We start from the raw sequence: 19,983 nt of genomic DNA, 5'->3' as shown, positions 1-19,983 counted from the left end.
ACACGAACCCATGCCACGTTTTGCCGCGAATCTCACGATGATGTACACGGAACACGCGTTCCTCGACCGCTTTGCCGCCGCCGCGAAGGATGGCTTCAAGGCGGTCGAGTTCCTGTTTCCGTACGACTATCCGGCCGAGGACATCCGGCAACGCCTGACCGACCACGGTCTCACGCAGGCGCTGTTCAACGCGCCGCCCGGCGACTGGGCCGCGGGCGAGCGCGGCATCGCCTCGCTGCCGGGACGCGAGGCGGAGTTCCGGCAAAGCGTCGCGAAGGGACTGGAATACGCGGCGGTGCTCGGCAACGAGAAACTGCACGTGATGGCCGGCCTCATCAAGCCTGAGGAATCGCGCGAACGGCATCGCGCGGTCTATCTGGCCAATCTGGCCCATGCGGCCGAGGAAGCGCGCAAGGCGGGCATCGGTATCGTGATCGAACCCATCAACACGCGCGACATTCCCGGCTTCTTCCTGAATCGTCAGGACGACGCGCAGGCCATCTGCGAGGAAATCGGCGCGCCGAATTTGCAGGTGCAGTTCGACATCTATCACTGCCAGATTGTCGAAGGCGACATCGCGATCAAGCTCAAGCGCGACATGCAGCGCGCAAACGCGGGCATCGGGCATATCCAGATCGCGGGCGTCCCGGAGCGTCACGAGCCGGACCTGGGCGAACTCAACTATCCGTATCTGTTCGAGCTGATCGACACGCTCGGCTACGCGGGCTTCATCGGCTGCGAGTACAAGCCGAAGGGCGGCACGTCCGCCGGCCTCGGCTGGCTCAAGCCCTATCTGTGAGGAGACGACGCTCATGAAGATCCTGATCACAGGCGGCGCGGGCTTTCTGGGCCAGCGGCTCGCCAGGCGTCTGCTCGAACGCGGCACGCTCGACGGCCAGCCGGTCACCGAACTGGTGTTGCTCGATATCGCGCGGCCGCACGACGAGCGCCTGCTGAACGACCCGCGCGTGCGCGCCGAAACCGGCGACATCTCGGATCCGGCGGTGCTGCGGCGCCATCTCGACCCGCAGACGGAAGCCGTATTCCATCTCGCGGCCATCGTCAGCGGCCAGGCCGAGGCGGACTTCGACCTCGGCATGAAGATCAACCTCGACGCCTCGCGCGCCCTGCTCGAAGTGTGCCGCGCGGCGGGGCACCGGCCGCGCGTCGTGTTCACGAGTTCGGTGGCGGTCTACGGCGGCACATTGCCCGACATCGTTCAGGACGACACCGCGCTCAATCCCCAATCGTCATATGGAACGCAAAAGGCGATTGCCGAATTGCTGCTGTGCGACTACACCCGGCGTGGCTTCGTGGATGGCCGGGTGCTGCGGCTGCCGACCATCAGCGTGCGCCCGGGCAAGCCAAATGCGGCGGCTTCGTCCTTCGCGAGCGGCATCATTCGCGAGCCGCTTAACGGCGAACGCTCGGCGTGTCCCGTCAGCGGCGATACGCGTGTCTGGCTGCTGTCGCCGCGGCGCGCGGTGGAAGCGCTGATTGCGGGCTGCGAGATCGGGCGCGACAGGCTCGGCGACCGGCCGGTGATCAATCTGCCGGGGCTTTCGGTCAGCGTGGACGAGATGATCGCGGCGCTGCGCGAAGTGGCCGGCGAGGACGCGGCGGCGCGCATCGACTTCCAGCGCGACGAGCGCATCGAGAAGATCGTGTACAGCTGGCCGGGTGCATGGGACACCGCGCGCGCCGAAGCGCTGGGGCTCGAAGGGGACGCCGCCTTCGCCGACGTGATCCGCGCCCATATCGCGGATTCCTGATCCCGCGCCGCGTCTTCTTGCGCTGCCCCGGCGTTCGGGGGCAGCGCGACAGCCGTCATGCTTTCGCTCGCATTTCCGGGCTACACTGTTCGCTTATATGTGACGAACGTCGGCCCGGCGCTGCATGCACCGCGTTGAATCACGAGCGTCCGCACGCTCGTTTCTCCGTCGTTTTCATGCTTCCTGCGCTTGTTTTGCGGCTCCTCTGCGGCTGGATTGCGCCCGAGCCGCGCCGTCTCGTCGCCCGGTGATTACGCATCCTTCCCGCGCGGGAGTCTTCCATGTCGTTGCATCATCTCGTCGATCGATTCGGCCCGGCGATCGTGTTTCTCAACGTAATGGGCTCGGCGCTTGGGCTGCCCGTCCCCGCGATGCCGACCATGATCATCGTCGGCGCGTCCATCGCGCTCATGGCGGTAAACGGCGGCGCGTTCTGGCCGCCGCTCGCGGGCGTACTGTGCGTGGCCGTGGCCGGCGGCGTGATCGGCGATCTCGTCTGGTTCCAGGGCGGGCGCAAGTACGGCGACAAGACCCTCAAGACCATCTGCAAGCTGTCCCTCTCGCGCGATACCTGCGTGAAGAAGACCGAACGCTTCTTCGGCCGCTGGGGCGTCCGCGTCCTGCTGGTCGCGAAATTCATTCCGGGCCTCTCGCTGGTGTCGGTGCCGCTCGCCGGCGCCATGGGCGTCAAGCTGCGCAGTTTCATCGTGCATGACGGCGCGGGCGTGGCCTTGTGGGGCATGGTCGGACTGACGGTCGGCGTCGTCTTTGCCGCGCAGCTCGAAATGGTCTTCGCGCTGATCTCGCAGCTCGGGCGCCAGGCGGTGATGGTGGTCGCGGTGTTGCTGGCCGTCTATGTCGCCTATCGCTGGTGGCGGCGCCGCGCGCTCATGGCGACGCTCGAGAAGGCGCGCATCAGCGTCGACGAACTCTATGCGCTGATGAACGACCAGCCGCTGCCGGTGATCTTCGATATCCGCTCGCCCGAGAAACGCATGCTCGATCCCGCCGCGATTCCCGGTTCGCTGTTCGCCGACGAGCGCGATCTCGCGACGATCATCGAGAACTACGACAAGTCGCGCAAGGTCGTCATCTACTGCTCGTGTCCCAACGAAGTCTCGGCGGCATGGATGGCGAAGACGATGCGCAACGCCGGTTTCCGCGACGTCGTGCCGCTCACCGGCGGTCTCGATGCATGGCGCCTCGCCGGTTTCGAAGTCGCGACGCTGACCGAATTCGGCGAGCTCGTCGCGACGACGCCGGAAGAAGTCGCGGAGATGGCCGCGATGTGCCCATGGTCGGTGAAGTCGGCGGCATCGGCGGCGACACCATCTAGCGCCTCATCCCTTCATGAAGCTGGTTTGCCACACGGAGATCGCGCATGAGCACCACCCCGTTCGACCATTCCCGTCAGAGCATGCCGAACGTCGTCGCCTGGAGCGCGCGCGAATCGCCCGAGAACCCGAATGTCGTGCCGACGCCCGCCGCCGCGCCGTCCGTCAGCGACGACAACGCGCCGTTCTCGCCGCTCGAAAGCCGCGCGCATCAGATGTTCCCGCGTCTGACCGACGGCGAGATCGAGCGCATGAGCCGCTTCGGCGAGACGTCGCGGTGGCGTAAGGGCGACTGGATGTTCCGCATGGGCGAGACCGGGCGCGGCATGGTGATCGTGCTGAAGGGGCTCGTGCGGGTGACGCGGCGCAATGCGCTCGGCAAGGAGCATCTGGTGGTCGAGCACGGGCCGGGGCACTTCCTGGCTGAAGTGGCGCAATTGTCGGGCAAGCCCTGTCTCGTCGACGGCATGGCGGCCGAGGATGTCGAGGGCATCGTGATTGCGCCGGAGCGGCTGCGGGCGCTGTTGGTGGCGGAGGCGGAACTCGGCGAGCGCATCATGCGGGCGCTGATCCTGCGCCGCGTGGGTCTGATCGAGAAGGGCAGCGGTCCGGTGCTGCTGGGCCAGTCCGACGACGGGCGCCTCGTGTCCCTGCAAGGCTTCCTGCGCCGCAACGGTTATCCGCATACCGTGATCGACGCCTGCGCCGATCCGGACGCGATCGCCTTGCTGGAACGCATCTCGGCCTCCACGGCGGATTTCCCGCTCGTGATCTGTCCGGACGGCACCGTGCTGCGCGCGCCCAGCGAGAACCAGGTGGCGACGCAACTCGGCTGGCTGCCGGAATTCGATTCGGCGCATGTTTACGATGTGGCGATCGTCGGCGCGGGACCGGCGGGCCTGGCGACGGCGGTGTATGCGGCGTCCGAGGGCTTGTCGGTGGCGGTATTCGATTGCCGCGCGCCGGGCGGCCAGGCGGGCGCGAGTTCGCGCATCGAGAACTATCTCGGCTTTCCCACCGGCATCTCCGGCCAGGCGCTGGCCGGGCGTGCCTTCGTGCAGGCGCAGAAGTTCGGCGCCCACATTGCGATCCCGACGAAGATCAAGTCGCTGCACTGCGATTGCGCGCCGATCCAGATCGAACTGGAGAACGGCACGCGCGTCACGTCGCAAACGGTGGTGATTGCGTCGGGCGCGGCGTATCGGCGGCCCGATATCGACGGGCTAGAACGCTACGAAGGGCATGGCACGTATTACTGGGCGTCGCCGGTCGAGGCGAAGCTGTGCAAGAACTCGGAGGTGGTGCTGGTCGGCGGCGGCAATTCGGCGGGACAGGCCGTGGTGTACCTGGCAACGCACGCGAAGCACGTGCACGTGCTGATTCGCGGCGCGGGGCTGGCGGCGAGCATGTCGCACTATCTGGTGGAGCGCATCCGCTCGCTGCCGAACGTGACGGTGCGTACGCATACGCAGATCACGTCGCTCGAGGGCGATGGCCGCGCGTTGAACGCGATCCATTGCAAGACGCCGGACGGCCCGCTCACGCTCGACTCGCGGCATCTCTTCCTGTTCACCGGCGCGGATCCCAACACGGACTGGCTGCGCAACTGCAATGTGAACGTCGATGGCAAGGGTTTCGTGCTGACCGGGCCGGAAGCGCATGAAGGCCGCACCGAGGGCGTGATGGCGCTGGAGACGAGCGTGCCGGGCGTGTTTGCCATCGGCGACGTGCGGTCCAGTTCCACCAAGCGCGTCGCGGCGGCGGTGGGAGAAGGCGCGGCGGTCGTTTCGCAGATCCACGGCTTGCTGGCGAAGCGCCAGGCGCTGGCCGTGCCGGTGTGACAGGCGCTTCTAGTTGGCCGACGGAAAGCGCAGCGTGAACTCGATCCACCCGTCGCCGGGGGATTCGACGGACGCGCTGCCGCCGTGCAGCCGCATGATCGCCTGCACGATCGAAAGCCCCAGCCCGCTCGATTCCGTGAACTCGCTGCGCGCCGCATCCCCGCGATAGAACCGGTCGAACAGCTTGCCGAGTTCTTCCGGGCCGATATCGCCATCCACCTGATTGCGCACTTTCAGCACCGCGCCGGCCGCGTCCGCGTGTCCATGCAGACGCACGACGGAACCCGCCGTCGCGTAGCGCACCGCATTCACGACCACATTGCCCACCGCCCGGCGGCACATGATTGCGTTCGCAACCATTTCGCCGCTCGCGTCGATATCGAAGCGAATACGCCGCTCGTCCGCAATGCCTTCGAAGTAGGTGCAGATCGTGTCGAGCTCGTCGTAAATGTGCAGCCGCTCGCGCTCGATGCGTTGTTCCCCATGATCCGCCTGCGCAAGGAACAGGATGTTCTGCGCGATGCGCGCGAGCCGTTCGAGTTCTTCGAGATTCGATTCGAGCACGTTGCGATATTCGGCAACGTTGCGCTCGTGCGCGAGCGTAACCTGCGTCTCGCCGATCAGCACGCCGATAGGCGTGCGCAGTTCGTGCGCGAGATCGGCGGAGAACTGCAGCAGGCGCTCATAGCCATGTTCGAGCCTGTCCAGCATGGCATTGAACGACGCGGCGAGACTCTGCAACTCGGCGGGCGCATGCGCCACGTCGAGCCGCGCGGACAGCCGGTCCGGCGCGATTTCCGCGGCCTTGTCCGCCATCAGCTTGAGCGGTTGGAGACCGCGACTCGTGACCCACCAGGCGAGCAGCATCGTGACGAGCGCCGCGCCGATCACGTTGAGCCAAACACGCTCCAGATAGACCGACAGCACGCGCGCTTCCTGCGTCATCACGTGCGCCGCGATGATCTCCACGACTTCGCCGTTATCGCCGATGCGCGCCTGCGCGCCGACCCAGCGCATGCGCACGCCGTCGGCGCGGGTTCCTTCGTAAAGATCGTCCAGGCCGATAGGCCTTGTCACCGGCACGACGTGCAGAGGCGGCAAGGACATCTGTTCCGGATTGACGTTGATGAACGGCGCCGATCCCGCGCGCCTGAACAGGATCACGTCCTGCCGGTCGCCCAGCATGGTTTCGAAGAGCCGTGGCCGCGCCTCGATTTCCTTGATCGTATAGAGATCGTGCAGCAGCGAGCGGAAATGCTCGACCCGCCCGATCAACTGATAATCCGCGCGCGTGGAGAGCGCCTGGTTCGTCGCGTGATAGAGCGCCGCCGAGACCATGGCCAGCACGATGCACACGATCACGACGAACGACAGCGCGATGCGTACCGCGAGTGAACGCGACTGCCGCTTCAAGGATTCTCCCCGAACGAATAGCCGATGCTGCGCACCGTGTGGATCAGCTTGAGCTCGAACGGGTTGTCGAGCTTCGCGCGCAGGCGCTTGATGGCGACATCGACCACGTTGGTGTCGCTGTCGAAGTTCATGTCCCACACTTCGGAGGCGATCAGCGTGCGCGAGAGCGCTTCGCCCTGATGCTTGCAGAACAGATGCAGCAGCGCGAATTCCTTGTTGGTCAACGCGATGTCGGCGCCCTGGCGCGTCACCTTGCGGCGCAGGACATCCACGTGCAGGTCCGCGATCTGGAAGGTATCCGACTCGCGCATCACGCCTCGCCGCAGCAGCGTGCGGATGCGCAGCACCAGTTCCGTGAAGGAGAACGGCTTGACGAGGTAGTCGTCCGCGCCGAGTTCGAGTCCGTGGATGCGGTCCGTCACGTGATCGCGCGCAGTCAGAAAAATGACAGGCAGGTCACGTTTCGCACGCAACGCGGCCATGACCTGCCAGCCGTCGATGCCGGGCAGCATCACGTCGAGCACGATCAGCTCGTACGGGTTCGCGAGCGCCTGATGCAGCCCGTCCGTGCCGTTGCGCACGAGCTCGACCTGATAACCGGACTCGATGAGCCCTTTTTTCAGGTAGTCGCCGGTCTTGCGGTCGTCTTCGATAACGAGGATGGTCATGCTCGCGCTGCGCGGGGTTCGGGTTCGGATGAATTGACGACATTCTAGCCAGAGCCCGTCCGCTGACCGCCAAGAATGACAAAAAAGTCATTGAAGGGTCATCGATCATTCAGCGCGGCGTGGCTAACATGCCTGCACATTGTTTCGCCATTCGCGAGGAAACCCGTGCAAGTACAACCGCTCTGGCTGCGCATCACGCACTGGCTCAACGCCTTCGCCGTCTTGATCATGGTGACGAGCGGCTGGCAGATCTACAACGCCTCGCCGATCTTCAAGTCGCTCACCTTTGCTCCGGCCATCACGCTGGGCGGCTGGCTCGGCGGTGCGCTGCAATGGCATTTCGCGGCGATGTGGCTGCTGGTCGCGAACTTCATCGTCTATCTCGCGATGAACCTCTTCACGGGCCGTCTGCGCCGCCGCATGTTCCCGCTGTCGATCAGGAGCATCTTCACGGACGCGCTGGCCGCCGTACGCGGCAAGCTCGGCCATGACGACCTCACGCATTACAACGCCGTGCAGAAGTTCGCTTATCTCGCGGTCATCGTGGACATCGTGATCGTGATTCTGTCGGGGCTGGCGGTGTGGAAGTCCGTGCAGTTCCCGTTGTTGCGTGCGTTGATGGGCGGCTATGACAACGCCCGCATCGTGCATTTCTTTGGCATGAGCTTCCTGGTGGCGTTCTTCGTGGTGCACGTCGCGATGGTCGCGCTCGTGCCGCGCTCGCTCGTGCTGATGATTCGAGGCCGCTGATCCATGTCGCTGAAACTGTTCAAATCGAGACCCGACGCCGACCTCATCATCAAGGACGCGGCGAAGGAACTGAAGGCGCCCGCGCGCCGTCTGTTCGGCAAGCGCATTCTTTCGCTCGGCGGCCTGGCGATGCTCTCCGGTTGCAACATCACCGACGACAAGTCCGTCAACGCCATGCTGCGGCGCATCTCGTCCTTCAACGATGACGTGCAGGCGCTGCTGTTCGATCCGAACGCGCTCGCGCCCACGTATCCCGAGTCGATGATCACGCGGCCGTTTCCGTTCAACGCGTTCTATGACATCGACGAAGTGCCCGAAGTCGATCCGGCCGCGTACAAGCTCGAGATCGGCGGCAGGGTGAAGGGCAAGCGCGTCTGGACGCTCGACGAACTGCACGCGCTGCCGCAGGAAAGCCAGGTGACGCGGCATATCTGCATCGAGGGCTGGAGCGCGATCGGCAAGTGGGGCGGCGTGCGCTTCGCGAACGTCCTCGCTCGCGCCGGTGCGGATATCAGCGCGAAGTACGTGGCCTTCCATTGCGCCGACAACTATTCGACGAGCATCGACATGCCCACTGCGCTGCATGCGCAGACGCTGCTGACGCTGACCTATGACGGGCAGATCCTGCCGCCCAAGTATGGTTTTCCGATGAAGCTGCGCATGCCGACCAAGCTCGGCTACAAGAATCCGAAGCATATTGTCGCGATCACCGTGACCAACGATTACCCCGGCGGCTATTGGGAGAACCAGGGCTACAACTGGTTCGGCGGGTCCTGATCGCCGTGTTCCGCTCAACGCTTCAGCTTCGATTAACCCAAGGAGATTGCATGTCGATCCGCATGAAACTCGGCGTCAGCATCGTGACGCTCGCACTCGCTTCCGCCGCCTTTGCCCAGGCGCCCGCCGCCAAACCCACGCGCATTCGCGGCGATATCGTGTCGCTGTCGGGCGATACGCTGACTGTGCATCGCAAGAGCGGCGACACCGTGAAGATCGCGGTGAAGTCGGACACGCCCGTCACCGCGCTGAAGAACATCAAGCTGCAGGACATCAAGCCGGGTTCGTTCGTCGGCACGGCGGCGATGACCGGCACGGACGGCAAGCTCACCGCCACCGAAGTGCTGGTGTTCCCGGAAGCGGCGCGCGGCACCGGCGAAGGTCACTATGACTGGGATCTCGGCCCGAAGAGCTCGATGACCAACGCGAACGTCGACCAGGTGGTGCAGGGCACGAGCGGCCGCGACCTGAAGCTCTCGTACAAGGGCGGTTCGAACTCGGTGACGGTGCCGGAGAACGTGCCGGTCGTGACCTTCTCGCCTGCAACGCATGACGACCTCAAGCCGGGCAAGAAGGTGTTCGTCGTGGCGAGCCCGGCGGGCTCGGACTTCGCGGCGCAGCGTATCGTGGTCGAGAAGGATGGTGTCGTGCCGCCGATGTAAGCGGTTTGTGCTTCGAATGCCCCATGAATGCCCGCTGGAGCCATCCGGCGGGCATTTTTTTCAACGGCTCATTCCAGCGATGCACGCAGATGACGGACGCTCGTCACCGTGTCGTCGAACTGCGATGTGCCGAGCTTGCGCTTGATGCGGCGCGTCACTTCGGCGCTCGCCGTGCCGATGCGCTTCATCACGGCATGCGCGGCATCGGTGGGATGGATCGCGGATTCGCGGCCGTCGCTTTCAGTGGACCAGCGCTCGACGAGTCCGAGCTGCTGTAGTCCGTCGAGCGTGCGTGTGGCCGTGGGGCGCGAGATAGCAAGGGCATCGGCGAGATTGCTTTGCAACAGACCGGGATGATCGACGACGGCGCGCAGCATGAAAGCCTGCGACGGCGTGAGTCCGAAGGGCTTGAATGCTTTTGCCCACTCGCGTTCGAGCGAGCGGGCCAGCGCGGTCGTGTTGAAATAAAGGCATTGGTCGAACATACGGTTCACCGTGAAGTCATGTGATTCGCTCTGCAACTATCAGTGGGGCGGGGTTCATCGGCAGATTTTACGCGTTCGCGATAAGATGGCCGCCTGCGTTTTTGATCCTGGGCAACTTTGCGTTGCGCCGCTCCACTCTCAAGGAGACATGCATGAGCAACACTCGTTCCGACCTTCCTGCTTATCCGAACGTCCAGCTGTATATCGATGGCGCGTGGCGCAACGGCTCGCGCGACACGGCCGTGATCAATCCGGCAAGCGAAGCCGAGATTGGCCGCCTGGCGCTGGCCGGAGAGTCAGAACTGGCGCTCGCGGCGGACGCAGCCGCGCGCGGCTTCAAGGAATGGCGCAAGGTTTCGCCTTACGAGCGCAGCAAGATCATGCGCCGCGCCGCGCAGATCATTCGTGAACGCGCGGCCGACATCGCCGCGATCATGACGATGGAACAGGGCAAGCCCCTGGGCGAAGCGCGCATCGAGACGCTTTCGGCCGCCGACATCATCGAATGGTTCGCCGAGGAAGGGCGCCGCACCTATGGCCGCGTGATTCCGTCGCGCGCGGATGCGGTGCGTCAGATCGTCACGCGCGAGCCGGTCGGTCCGGTGGCCGCGTTCACGCCGTGGAACTTCCCGATCAATCAGGCAGTGCGCAAGGTATCGGCGGCGCTCGCGGCAGGCTGCTCGGTCGTGCTGAAAGGCCCGGAGGAAACCCCCGCGAGCTGCGCAGCGCTCGTTCAGGCCTATGCCGATGCAGGCGTGCCCGCCGGCGTCGTCAACCTCGTGTTCGGCGTGCCCGCCGATGTCTCGAAGTACCTGATCGCGCATCCGGTCATCCGCAAGATCTCGTTCACCGGCTCCACGCCGGTGGGCAAGCTGCTCGCATCGATGGCGGGCGAGCACATGAAGCGCGTGACGATGGAACTCGGCGGTCATGCGCCGGCCATCGTGTTCAAGGACGCCGACATTCCGCGTGCCGCGAAGATGCTGGCCGGCGCAAAGTTCCGCAACGCGGGGCAGGTGTGCATCTCGCCGACGCGATTTCTCGTCGAAGAAGCCGTCTATGAAGAGTTCGTGCATCACTTCGTCGCCACGGCCAGCGCCGTGAAGGTCGGCAACGGTCTGGAAGACGGCGTGCAGATGGGCCCGCTTGCCAATGGCCGTCGTCTGGAGGCCATGGAGCGGCTGGTCGCCGATGCGCGCGAACACGGCGCGAAGGTGCTGACGGGCGGCGAGCGCGTCGGCCGTGAAGGTTACTTCTTCGCGCCGACCGTGCTCACCGACGTACCGATGAGCGCCCGCATCATGACCGAAGAGCCGTTCGGCCCGATCGCGCCGATCGCTTCGTTCAGCTCGTATGACGAAGTGATCGCCGAGGCGAACCGCCTGCCTTACGGTCTTGCTGCCTATGGCTATACGAGCTCGGCGGCCACGTCCGCTGCGTTCGCCGACGATATCGAAAGCGGCATGGTGTCGATCAACCATCATGGCCTCGGCATGCCCGAGACGCCGTTCGGCGGCGTGAAGGATTCCGGCTACGGTTCGGAAGGCGGCAGCGAAGCGATGGAAGCGTATCTCGTCACGAAGTTCGTCACGGAACATCGTTGAATCGTTAAATTGCAGCGAATGTGCTGCATGGAAGCGGCCTCGTCGAGGCCGCTTTTTTTATGGCTCGTGCGTTGTAAGCGGCTTCGCAAGGTCCATGCAATACGAGTTGGTTTCAGAAGTGTAACCACGTAACGCACGGAAAAATATGCGTAGCCGAATTGCCAGCTTCACTCTTTAGGATGACATCGGGACACGCCTGATCTGCCCGTCCTGTTCCTGGAGAATCGCATGCTGAGCCCTCACGAACTATCCACGCTGCTGCTGATCCAGCGCTCACCTCATCTGGTCGAGGCGGCCGGCTTTCATACGGTGCGTCTGCGTCAGGAGGCGTTGATCGAGATGACGCGTCTGCCGAGCGGTCACGCGCTGCCCTCGCTGACACCAAAAGGCCGGGACATGCTGCTGCGGCTCGGCGCACTGCGCGGTCAGGCGCCTTACGATCACGATGAGACCAGGTAGCGCGAGCGGTCCCAAAGCGGCGAGGGTATGCTGTGGTTCGACCCCGACACATGGAGCATGCAAGTGACTGATGCGAAGAAACCGACTGTCGCGCTGCTCGGCGCGGGCAATATGGGATCCGCGGTGGGACATGCGCTGACGCAGGGCGGCGCGCAGGTCTTCACGTCGCTCGAAGGCCGCAGCGCCGCGAGTGCGAAGCGGGCACAGGAAGCCGGCATGCGCGACGCCAGCCTGGACGAACTCGCCACGTGCGACTTCATCCTGTCGGTCGTGCCGCCGGCGGTGGCCGTGGAGACTGCGCAGCGTCTTGCACCGGCGCTCGAACGCGCCTCGCGCAAACCCGTCTACGTCGATTGCAACGCGATCAATCCCGACACGGTCCGGACGGTGGCTCAGGTGCTCGATCCGTCGGGCACGCCGTTCGTCGATGGCGCGATCATCGGTCTGCCTGCCGCGCCGAAGTTCTACCTGTCCGGCCCGCATGCGCCGGACGCACAGCCGCTTGGCGAAGCGGGCCTCGTCATACACGTGCTCGATGGTCCGATCGGTGCGGCATCGGCGCTCAAGATGTCGTACGCGGGCATCACGAAGGGACTGACGGCAATCGGTTCGGCGATGTCGCTGGCCGCGATGCGCAACGGCGCCGGCGACGCGCTCTTCGCCGAACTGACCGAGAGCCAGCCCGCGCTCGCCGCATGGCTTTCGCGCAATGTGCCGCGCATGCCGCCGAAGGCGTATCGCTGGGTGGCGGAGATGGAAGAGATTGCGCAGTTCATCGGCGAGGAGTTCGCCGAGCATCGCGTATATGAAGGCGCCGCCGGACTTTACGCGCGGCTCGCGAAGGATCGCGACGCCACCGATGCGCTCGAACGCTTCTTCGCCGAGCGGGACAAATGACAGCCTAGTTCCCGGCGATGGCCTGCTCCGTCATCGCCGCGAAGAAGCGTCCCGCGCGGCGATCGCCGGCATAGGCCGAATTGATGCGCACCCACGGACTCACTTCGCCGTTCGGCCGATAGTAGCTGCCGGGCGCAAGCGTCACCCCGAACTCGAGGGCGGCTTTCACGAGAACCGTCGAATCCTCGATGCCCGGCACTTTCGCCCAGACGAAATTGCCGCCGCTTGGTTCATCGAACACATCCCAGCCATGGCTTTCGAGCGTCTGCACCGCGCTCGACAGCGAATCGCGCACGCGCTTCCTCAGGCGCTCCAGATACTTGCGATAGGTGCCGCGTTCGAGCAGGCTGGCCGCGACGCTTTCCGCAAAGCGCGAGCCGCCGAGGCTCGTCAGCACCTTGACGTCGACGAGATTCTTCACCAGTTCGCGATTCGCCGCGAGATAGCCGATACGCAGCGACGACGACAGCGTCTTCGACAGGCCGCCCACATAGATCACGCGATCGAGCTGGTCGAGCGAGGCGAGCCGTTGCGTCGGCACGGCCTGGAAGTCGGCGTAGATGTCGTCCTCGACGATTGAGAAGCCATGCTGGGTCGCCAGTTGCAGCAGCTTGAACGCCACCTGCGGTGCGATGTTGGTCGCGGTCGGGTTCTGGAAGACCGTGTTGACGAAGAAGAGCTTCGGCTGATGCTGCTTGAGGAGCGCCTCGGCGGCGTCGATGTCCGGGCCGTTCGCGAGCCGCGGCACGCCGACCAGCCGCACGCCTTGCAGCTTCAAGAGACCGAAGAGGTTGTAGTAGCCCGGATCCTCGACGAACACGGTGTCGCCGGGCTTCAGCATGTAGCGCACGACCAGGTCGAGCGCCTGGCTCGCGCCGCTCGTCAGCATCACGTTGGGCAGGTCCGCGTCGATGCCGAGCGCGTTGATGCGCATCACGATCTGTTGCCGCAGACCCGTGTCGCCGTGGGGCAGGGCATAGTCGATCACGCTCGATACGTCGCTGCGCGAGGCCTGCCGGATGGCCTGCGTGAGACCGTCCACCTCGCGCCATGCTTCCGGAATGAAGCCGCTCGACAGCTTCAGCGTCTCGCCGGGGTAGTTGAACTGCTGAAGGATCTGGGTGGATTCCTCTTCCGCCAGACGCGGATTGCAGTTGCCGGCGCTGCTGTCGCGCTCCTCGACGTGATTCGCCACGTAGAAGCCCGAGCCGTGCTTCGGCTGGATCAATCCTCGCGAGGCGAGCCGGTCATATGCCTCGATCACCGGAAAGCGGCTGATGTGCTGCTCCGCCGCGAGCTGGCGGATGGACGGCAGCTTGGCGCCGGCCAGTACGCGGCGCGAGCGGATCATCGTCTCGATCTGGCTGACGATCTGCTCGGTGAGCGGCACGCCGGTGCCGCCGTCGATATGAAGCGGAAGCGCGTTCATGGTGTTCCAAAGTGTTCAGTGAGTCTGAGTGAACAGTTGTGATTTTGCTGTTCAGCCGTGTCATTGCGCCATTCGAACGCATCCTAAAACCGCCGTCAAGACTGGCCAGACGGATGATGACGCACTTTTCAATTGTCAAAACGTTTTCAAACTGTTCGGCCAAATTAGCTTAACAGTTCCGCTGCAACTGTTCATAACTGTACATTCAAGCTGTTCGGAATCGGTCGAATAATGGCATCAACGGTTGCTTCCTGCTCGAACTGCATGAACGGAGGTGGCCTTCCGAAACGTGAACAGAAGGAGCGGCATCATGCGTGAAATTCGGACATTCGAACTGGACGGGCGCGAAGCGGCTGCGCGCTGGGTCATCGACCGGCCTCAAACGCTGCGTGTCACGCGCGGCCAGATCTGGCTGACCATCGAAGGCCAGACGGACGATCACTGGCTGGGCGCGGGCGACTCGGTCGAGTTGCCGCCTTATACGACGATCTGGGTCAGCGGCAACCGGGAGGCGAGCTGGTTCTCGCTGGCTTCGACTTCCGCGCCTGTGCGCACGCGCGGTCCCGGCGACATGATGCGGGCGTGGTTCGGTCGTCGTGCGCAGCCGGCGAGGCTTGCCGCGATCAAGACATGACGGCGAGCACGGCAGCGAACGCGACAGCAGCCACGAAGGCGAAAAAAAACCCGGCCGAGGCCGGGTCCAATGTTCCCGCGCTCTTTCGAGCGCGGTCACCTGCAAAACAAGCGTAGTCTACGCTGCGAGCAGCGAACGCAGCACAAACGGCAGAATGCCGCCGTGCTTGTAGTAGTCGACCTCGATCGGCGTGTCGATACGCAGCAGAACCTGCACGCGATCTTCCTTGCCGTCCTTGCGATGGATCACCAGCGTGACTTCCTGCTGCGGCTTGAAGTCGTCGCCGAGCCCTTCGACGTCATAGGTTTCCTCGCCCGTGATGTTCAGCGACTGGATGCTGTCCGAGCCCTTGAACTGCAGCGGCAGCACGCCCATGCCCACCAGGTTCGAGCGGTGGATCCGTTCGAAGCTGCGCGCCACCACGGCCTTTACGCCGAGCAGTTGCGTGCCCTTCGCGGCCCAGTCGCGCGACGAGCCCGTGCCGTATTCCTCGCCCGCGAAGACGATGGTCGGCGTATCGGCTTCGATGTACTTCATCGCCGCGTCGTAGATTGACAGCTGTTCGCCGCTCGGCTGATGCAGCGTCAGGCCGCCTTCCACGCGCGTGCCGTCCGGCTTGGCCGGGATCATCAGGTTCTTGATGCGCACGTTCGCGAAGGTGCCGCGCATCATCACGTCGTGATTGCCGCGGCGCGAGCCGTAGCTGTTGAAGTCGGCCTTCTGCACGCCGTTCGCCTTCAGCCACACGCCCGCCGGCGACGTTTCCTTGATCGAACCCGCCGGGCTGATGTGGTCGGTCGTCACCGAGTCGCCGAAGATGCCGAGCGCACGCGCGCCCTTCACGGCGGGAATCGAGTCGGCCGGCTTCATCGAGAAGTCGCTGCCGAAGAACGGCGGCTCGGCAATGTACGTCGACTTCGGCCAGTCATAGACCTGCCCGCTTTCGCCCGCGATCTTGCTCCACAGGTCGCCGTCCTTCGTGAGCTGCGAGTAGTTCTCGCGGAACGCCTTCGCGTCGAGCGCGAACTTCAGCAGCGCGTGGACTTCGTCGCTGGTCGGCCAGATGTCGCCGAGATAGATGTCGCGGCCGTCCTTGCCTTTGCCGACCGGCTCCGTCATCAGATCGCGCGTGATGTTGCCCGCGATGGCATACGCCACGACCAGCGGCGGCGAAGCCAGGAAGTTGGCGCGGATGTTCGGGTGAATGCGCGCCTCGAAGTTGCGGTTGCCCGACAGCACGGCCGCCGCGACGATATCGTTCTTCACGATGGCGTCATTCAGTTCCGGCGTCAGGTCGCCCGCGTTGCCGATACACGTCGTGCAGCCATACGCGGCGAGCGTGAAGCCGAGCTGGTCGAGATAGGTCAGCAGGCCGGTCTTCGTCAGGTATTCGGTGACGATGCGCGATCCCGGCGCCAGCGACGTCTTGATGTGCGGCGCCACCGTCAGGCCGGCTTCGACGGCCTTCTTCGCGAGCAGGCCGGCGGCGAGCAGCACGCTCGGGTTCGACGTGTTCGTGCACGAGGTAATCGCGGCGATCAGCACGTCGCCGTTCTTGACGTCGACGCCGTCGGTGGTCGTGTATTGCGTGTCGAGTTCGGCGGCCTTCTTGTTGAAGCCGTTTTCACCGACCGGCTTCGAGAACAGATCGACGAAGTTGCTCTTCACGTTGCCGATTTCGATGCGGTCCTGCGGACGCTTCGGACCCGCGAGTGACGGCGCCACCGTGCTCAGATCGAGCGTCAGCGTCTTGGTGTAGTCGATGTCGCCGGCCTTCGGCACGCCCCACAGCTTCTGCGCCTTGAAGTACTTCTCGAACGCGGAGATTTCGGCGTCGGTGCGGCCCGTGCCCTTGAAGTAGTCGATGGTTTTTTCATCGACCGGGAAGAAGCCCATGGTCGCGCCGTACTCGGGCGCCATGTTGCCGATGGTCGCGCGATCCGGCACGCCGATCGACGCCGTGCCTTCGCCGAAGAACTCGACGAACTTGCCGACGACCTTCTCCTTGCGCAGCATTTCGGTGATGGTCAGCACGAGGTCCGTTGCCGTGCAGCCTTCGCGCAGCTTGCCCTTCAGCTCGACGCCGACCACGTCCGGCGTCAGGAAGTAGACCGGCTGGCCGAGCATGCCCGCTTCCGCCTCGATGCCGCCCACGCCCCAGCCCACCACGCCGATGCCGTTGATCATCGTCGTGTGCGAGTCGGTGCCGACGAGCGTGTCCGGGTAGTAGACCGTGTCCTTGCCTTCGCCCTTCTTGTGGACGCCGCGCGCGAGGTATTCGAGGTTCACCTGGTGCACGATGCCGATGCCCGGCGGCACGACCTTGAAGGTATCGAACGCCTGCATGCCCCACTTCATGAACTGGTAGCGCTCGTTGTTGCGCTGGAATTCCAGCTTCATGTTCAGGTCGAGCGCGTTGGGTTCGCGGAAGTGATCGATCTGCACCGAGTGATCGACGACGAGATCCACCGGCACGAGCGGCTCGATGGCCTTCGGATCCTTGCCCGCGCGCTGGGCGACGCCACGCATGGCGGCGATGTCGGCGAGCAGCGGCACGCCGGTGAAATCCTGCAGCACGACGCGCGCGACGACGAACGGAATTTCATCGACGCGCGAAGCGTTCGGCTTCCAGTTCGCGAGTTGCTCGATGTGCTCTTCCGAGATCTTCTTGCCGTCGTAGTTGCGCAGCACCGATTCGAGCACCAGACGAATCGAAACCGGCAGGCGCTGGATCTTGATCTTCAGCGCGTCGCCGAGTTGCGGCAGCGAGTAGAACCTGGCTTTGCCGGAACCGCTGTCGAATTCCTTGAGCGTGTTGTGGAGATTGTGGGCCATGTTGTTTTCCTTGGGCTGGACGAGGAAATTGCGCTGCTTAAATCACGTACAAATCGACATATTCATGCACCGGCATGGCTTCGAGCCGTGCCTGGTCGAGCGATGCCGCGAGGATCGCCTGTTGTTGCTTCTGCGGAAAGCGGCGCGCCAGGTTCGTCCTGAACTTCTCGACGAGCAGCGGAATGCCTTCCGCGCGGCGGCGTTTGTGACCGATCGGATACTCGACTGCAATCTCGTTCAGCCGCGAGCCGTCATTGAACTCGACAGTGAGCGCATTGGCAATCGAGCGCTTGTCCGGGTCGTGATAGTCCTTCGTGTACTGCGGGTCTTCCACGCAGGTCATCTTGCCGCGCAATACGTCGATGCGCGGATCCTGCGCGATGGTGTCTTCGTAATCGGCGGCGGTGAGACGGCCGAAGATCAGCGGCACGGCGATCATGTACTGGATGCAGTGATCGCGGTCGGCCGGATTGTTCAGCGGACCCTGCTTGTCGATGATGCGCAGCGCCGCTTCGTGCGTGCGAATGGTGATGCGGCTGATGTCGTCCACGGACTTGCCGGCATCCTTCAGCATGCCGTGCAGCGTCATGGCCGCTTCCACCGCGGTCTGCGCGTGGAACTCGGCCGGGAACGAGATCTTGAAGAGGACGTTCTCCATCACGTACGAGCCATACGGACGCTGGAAGCTGAATGCGTTGCCCTTGAAGAGCACGTCGTAGAAGCCCCAGGTCTTCGCCGTCAGCACCGACGGATAGCCCATCTCGCCGGTCTTCGCGATCAGCGCGAGACGCACGGCGCGCGAGGTGGCGTCGCCGGCCGCCCATGACTTGCGCGAACCGGTGTTCGGCGCGTGCCGATAGGTGCGCAGCGCATGACCATCGACGAAAGCGAGCGAGACGGCATTGATGAGCTCGTCGCGCGTGAGGCCGATCATCTGGCCAACCACGACGGTGGAAGCGACCTTCACGAGCAGCACGTGATCGAGACCGACCTTGTTGAACGAATTCTCCAGCGCGATGCAGCCCTGGATCTCGTGCGCCTTGATCATCGCGATCAGGACGTCTTTCATGCTGAGCGGCGGCTTGCCGGCGGCGATCGCGCTGCGCGAGAGCCAGTCGGCGGTGGCGAGGATGCCGCCCAGATTGTCCGACGGATGGCCCCATTCGGCGGCCAGCCAGGTGTCGTTGAAGTCGAGCCAGCGGATCATCGCGCCGATGTTGAACGCGGCCTGAACTGGGTCGAGCTGGAACTGCGTGCCGGGCACCTTTGCGCCGTGCGGGACGATCGTGCCCGGCACGATGGGTCCCAGTAGCTTGGTGCAGGCGGGGTAGGAAAGGGCTTCGAGTCCGCAACCGAGCGTGTCGATCAGGCAGTTGCGCGCGGTCTCAAGCGCAAGCGTGCTGTCGATACGAGTGTTGAGGACATAGTCGACCATGTCGACCAGTACCTTGTCCGGATCGGGCCGGACCGTGGAGATCGGTGCGGACATCGAAGATTTTCCTGTTGATGCGCGCTCAGCCGCCTTACTGCGCAGGCTTGATCAGCGCGTTCGACTGCGTGGGTGCGGCGCCGCCGGCGGCCATTTCGGCCGTCATGCATTCATCGGCGAGACGCGACGAATCCTTGTCGGAGAAAAGCATTGCCTTCGTCGGGATCACCACAAGATCCATGCCCGATGCCGAATCGTGGAAACGGTCGGCGCCGGTCGTCGTGTCCTGACGCGGCAGGCGGTAGTCCTTCTTCGCCCAGTTCACCGTGACGATGGTGTCACGCTTCATGTCGCCTTTCAGATAGAAAGAATTGCCGTCCTTGCAGGACCATTTCACTGCGCCGTCCGGAATCGGATCGACTTTCGCTGCCGCGGCGGCTTCGGCCTTCGGGCTGCGCTTGATGAGACGTCGTGCGGGGGCGGGACGCTTGGCGGTCGTCTTGGCCGTGGCCTTGGCCTTGCCCGATTCGGTGGTGGTCGCGGTCGCGGCGAAAGCGCCGGCGCTGACGAAGAGGCTCGTCGTAGCCAGCGTGCCGGCGATTGCAGCGATCAAAATTTTATTCATCGATAAAACCTTTCAAAAACATTGGGTTGAATGGCGGTTCTGCCGCGCGGGGTGACCCTGTCCTCGCAGGATCTGACCCACGCAGCCCGCTATTTTCGCTTATTTAGCGACACGAACTTCAAATTCTCCGGTCCCGTGTAATTCGCGCTCGGCCGGATGATCTTGTTGTCGATGCGTTGCTCGATGATGTGCGCGCTCCATCCCGACGTGCGCGAGATCACGAACAGCGGCGTAAACATGGCCGTGGGCACGCCCATCATGTGGTACGACACGGCGCTGAACCAGTCGAGATTGGGGAACATCTTCTTCGCGTCCCACATGACCGTTTCGAGGCGCTCGGCGATGCTGAAAAGCTTGGTGTCGCCCGCT

General features: G+C 64.1%; 19 protein-coding genes. 11 read left to right on the top strand and 8 right to left on the bottom strand.

Going from position 1 to position 19,983, the window contains the following annotated elements:
• Positions 1-10: 10 nt before the first annotated feature.
• The 4 genes from otnI to QCE69_RS34220 all read left to right on the top strand — a co-directional run bounded on the left by otnI (position 11) and on the right by QCE69_RS34220 (position 4,947).
• Entirely contained in the window at positions 11-799 is a 789-nt protein-coding gene (gene otnI, locus QCE69_RS34235; RefSeq protein WP_309935336.1) for a 2-oxo-tetronate isomerase, read from the top strand.
• A 13-nt stretch (positions 800-812) separates the two neighbouring features.
• Positions 813-1,772, top strand: coding sequence for a D-erythronate dehydrogenase (gene denD / locus QCE69_RS34230; protein WP_309935335.1), 960 nt, complete (start codon positions 813-815; stop codon positions 1,770-1,772).
• Positions 1,773-2,053: 281 nt separating this feature from the next.
• On the top strand, positions 2,054-3,157 hold the full coding sequence (locus QCE69_RS34225) for a DedA family protein/thiosulfate sulfurtransferase GlpE (protein WP_309935334.1): 1,104 nt from the start codon (positions 2,054-2,056) through the stop codon (positions 3,155-3,157).
• Positions 3,154-4,947 carry an FAD-dependent oxidoreductase gene (locus QCE69_RS34220; RefSeq protein WP_309935333.1) on the top strand — a complete coding sequence of 598 codons (1,794 nt, stop codon included), beginning with the start codon at positions 3,154-3,156 and terminating at the stop codon, positions 4,945-4,947. The genes QCE69_RS34225 and QCE69_RS34220 overlap by 4 nt, the downstream gene beginning before the upstream one ends.
• Positions 4,948-4,956: 9 nt before the next feature.
• Here the strand turns inward: QCE69_RS34220 and QCE69_RS34215 are convergent, their stop codons facing one another.
• A complete protein-coding gene (locus QCE69_RS34215) occupies positions 4,957-6,360 on the bottom strand; it encodes a heavy metal sensor histidine kinase (RefSeq protein ID WP_309935331.1) in 1,404 nt (467 codons plus the stop codon).
• On the bottom strand, positions 6,357-7,028 hold the full coding sequence (locus tag QCE69_RS34210; RefSeq protein WP_309818807.1) for a heavy metal response regulator transcription factor: 672 nt from the start codon (positions 7,026-7,028) through the stop codon (positions 6,357-6,359). The genes QCE69_RS34215 and QCE69_RS34210 overlap by 4 nt, the downstream gene beginning before the upstream one ends.
• Before the next feature lie 165 nt (positions 7,029-7,193).
• Between QCE69_RS34210 and QCE69_RS34205 the strand changes: the two genes are divergently transcribed.
• Genes QCE69_RS34205 through QCE69_RS34195 form a run of 3 tightly spaced genes read left to right on the top strand, consistent with a single transcriptional unit; the run spans position 7,194 to position 9,217 of the window.
• A complete protein-coding gene (locus QCE69_RS34205) occupies positions 7,194-7,778 on the top strand; it encodes a cytochrome b/b6 domain-containing protein (protein WP_309927304.1) in 585 nt (194 codons plus the stop codon).
• A gap of 3 nt (positions 7,779-7,781) precedes the next feature.
• Positions 7,782-8,555: a molybdopterin-dependent oxidoreductase gene (locus QCE69_RS34200; protein WP_309935329.1), complete on the top strand. Its 774-nt coding sequence runs from the start codon at positions 7,782-7,784 to the stop codon at positions 8,553-8,555.
• Between the two features lie 50 nt (positions 8,556-8,605).
• A complete protein-coding gene (locus QCE69_RS34195; RefSeq protein ID WP_309927302.1) occupies positions 8,606-9,217 on the top strand; it encodes a hypothetical protein in 612 nt (203 codons plus the stop codon).
• Between the two features lie 68 nt (positions 9,218-9,285).
• On the opposite strand, the gene QCE69_RS34190 is transcribed toward QCE69_RS34195, so the two are convergent.
• Positions 9,286-9,702, bottom strand: coding sequence for a MarR family transcriptional regulator (locus tag QCE69_RS34190; RefSeq protein WP_309927300.1), 417 nt, complete (start codon positions 9,700-9,702; stop codon positions 9,286-9,288).
• A 152-nt stretch (positions 9,703-9,854) separates the two neighbouring features.
• On the opposite strand from QCE69_RS34190, the gene QCE69_RS34185 reads away from it, so the two are divergent.
• The 3 genes from QCE69_RS34185 (at position 9,855) to QCE69_RS34175 (ending at position 12,662) form a co-directional block, all read left to right on the top strand.
• Positions 9,855-11,306 (top strand): NAD-dependent succinate-semialdehyde dehydrogenase, encoded by a 1,452-nt coding sequence (locus tag QCE69_RS34185; RefSeq protein ID WP_309927298.1) that lies wholly within the window; start codon positions 9,855-9,857, stop codon positions 11,304-11,306.
• A gap of 228 nt (positions 11,307-11,534) precedes the next feature.
• Positions 11,535-11,765 (top strand): hypothetical protein, encoded by a 231-nt coding sequence (locus tag QCE69_RS34180; protein ID WP_309935327.1) that lies wholly within the window; start codon positions 11,535-11,537, stop codon positions 11,763-11,765.
• 57 nt (positions 11,766-11,822) lie between these two features.
• The gene (locus tag QCE69_RS34175; RefSeq protein WP_309927291.1) at positions 11,823-12,662 is read left to right on the top strand and encodes a DUF1932 domain-containing protein; all 840 of its coding nucleotides are present in this window, start codon (positions 11,823-11,825) and stop codon (positions 12,660-12,662) included.
• A 4-nt stretch (positions 12,663-12,666) separates the two neighbouring features.
• Here the strand turns inward: QCE69_RS34175 and QCE69_RS34170 are convergent, their stop codons facing one another.
• On the bottom strand, positions 12,667-14,091 hold the full coding sequence (locus QCE69_RS34170; RefSeq protein WP_309927290.1) for a PLP-dependent aminotransferase family protein: 1,425 nt from the start codon (positions 14,089-14,091) through the stop codon (positions 12,667-12,669).
• A gap of 310 nt (positions 14,092-14,401) precedes the next feature.
• On the opposite strand from QCE69_RS34170, the gene QCE69_RS34165 reads away from it, so the two are divergent.
• Positions 14,402-14,725 (top strand): DUF2917 domain-containing protein, encoded by a 324-nt coding sequence (locus QCE69_RS34165; RefSeq protein ID WP_309927288.1) that lies wholly within the window; start codon positions 14,402-14,404, stop codon positions 14,723-14,725.
• Between the two features lie 117 nt (positions 14,726-14,842).
• Here the strand turns inward: QCE69_RS34165 and acnA are convergent, their stop codons facing one another.
• The 4 genes from acnA to QCE69_RS34145 form a co-directional block, all read right to left on the bottom strand.
• Entirely contained in the window at positions 14,843-17,560 is a 2,718-nt protein-coding gene (acnA, locus tag QCE69_RS34160; RefSeq protein WP_309935325.1) for an aconitate hydratase AcnA, read from the bottom strand.
• A gap of 37 nt (positions 17,561-17,597) precedes the next feature.
• A complete protein-coding gene (locus QCE69_RS34155) occupies positions 17,598-19,049 on the bottom strand; it encodes a bifunctional 2-methylcitrate dehydratase/aconitate hydratase (protein WP_309935323.1) in 1,452 nt (483 codons plus the stop codon).
• Positions 19,050-19,083: 34 nt separating this feature from the next.
• The gene (locus QCE69_RS34150; protein ID WP_309927281.1) at positions 19,084-19,614 is read right to left on the bottom strand and encodes a hypothetical protein; all 531 of its coding nucleotides are present in this window, start codon (positions 19,612-19,614) and stop codon (positions 19,084-19,086) included.
• 89 nt (positions 19,615-19,703) lie between these two features.
• The coding region (locus QCE69_RS34145) for a citrate/2-methylcitrate synthase (RefSeq protein ID WP_309935322.1) at positions 19,704-19,983 on the bottom strand (280 nt) is incomplete at its 5' end.

It is taken from the genome of Caballeronia sp. LZ032 (genome assembly GCF_031451315.1).
Lineage (GTDB): Bacteria > Pseudomonadota > Gammaproteobacteria > Burkholderiales > Burkholderiaceae > Caballeronia.
The sequence above is the reverse complement of the archived record's forward strand: the minus strand, read 5'-3'. Positions and strand labels throughout refer to the sequence as shown.

Bases quoted from the DNA above. Each gene is read 5' to 3' on its own strand.
- otnI (WP_309935336.1), top strand. From the start codon at position 11: ATGCCACGTTTTGCCGCGAATCTCACGATGATGTACACGGAACACGCG.
- denD (WP_309935335.1), top strand. From the start codon at position 813: ATGAAGATCCTGATCACAGGCGGCGCGGGCTTTCTGGGCCAGCGGCTC.
- QCE69_RS34225 (WP_309935334.1), top strand. From the start codon at position 2,054: ATGTCGTTGCATCATCTCGTCGATCGATTCGGCCCGGCGATCGTGTTT.
- QCE69_RS34220 (WP_309935333.1), top strand. From the start codon at position 3,154: ATGAGCACCACCCCGTTCGACCATTCCCGTCAGAGCATGCCGAACGTC.
- QCE69_RS34210 (WP_309818807.1), bottom strand. From the start codon at position 7,028: ATGACCATCCTCGTTATCGAAGACGACCGCAAGACCGGCGACTACCTG.
- QCE69_RS34200 (WP_309935329.1), top strand. From the start codon at position 7,782: ATGTCGCTGAAACTGTTCAAATCGAGACCCGACGCCGACCTCATCATC.
- QCE69_RS34195 (WP_309927302.1), top strand. From the start codon at position 8,606: ATGTCGATCCGCATGAAACTCGGCGTCAGCATCGTGACGCTCGCACTC.
- QCE69_RS34190 (WP_309927300.1), bottom strand. From the start codon at position 9,702: ATGTTCGACCAATGCCTTTATTTCAACACGACCGCGCTGGCCCGCTCG.
- QCE69_RS34185 (WP_309927298.1), top strand. From the start codon at position 9,855: ATGAGCAACACTCGTTCCGACCTTCCTGCTTATCCGAACGTCCAGCTG.
- QCE69_RS34180 (WP_309935327.1), top strand. From the start codon at position 11,535: ATGCTGAGCCCTCACGAACTATCCACGCTGCTGCTGATCCAGCGCTCA.
- QCE69_RS34175 (WP_309927291.1), top strand. From the start codon at position 11,823: ATGCAAGTGACTGATGCGAAGAAACCGACTGTCGCGCTGCTCGGCGCG.
- QCE69_RS34170 (WP_309927290.1), bottom strand. From the start codon at position 14,091: ATGAACGCGCTTCCGCTTCATATCGACGGCGGCACCGGCGTGCCGCTC.
- QCE69_RS34165 (WP_309927288.1), top strand. From the start codon at position 14,402: ATGCGTGAAATTCGGACATTCGAACTGGACGGGCGCGAAGCGGCTGCG.
- acnA (WP_309935325.1), bottom strand. From the start codon at position 17,560: ATGGCCCACAATCTCCACAACACGCTCAAGGAATTCGACAGCGGTTCC.
- QCE69_RS34155 (WP_309935323.1), bottom strand. From the start codon at position 19,049: ATGTCCGCACCGATCTCCACGGTCCGGCCCGATCCGGACAAGGTACTG.
- QCE69_RS34150 (WP_309927281.1), bottom strand. From the start codon at position 19,614: ATGAATAAAATTTTGATCGCTGCAATCGCCGGCACGCTGGCTACGACG.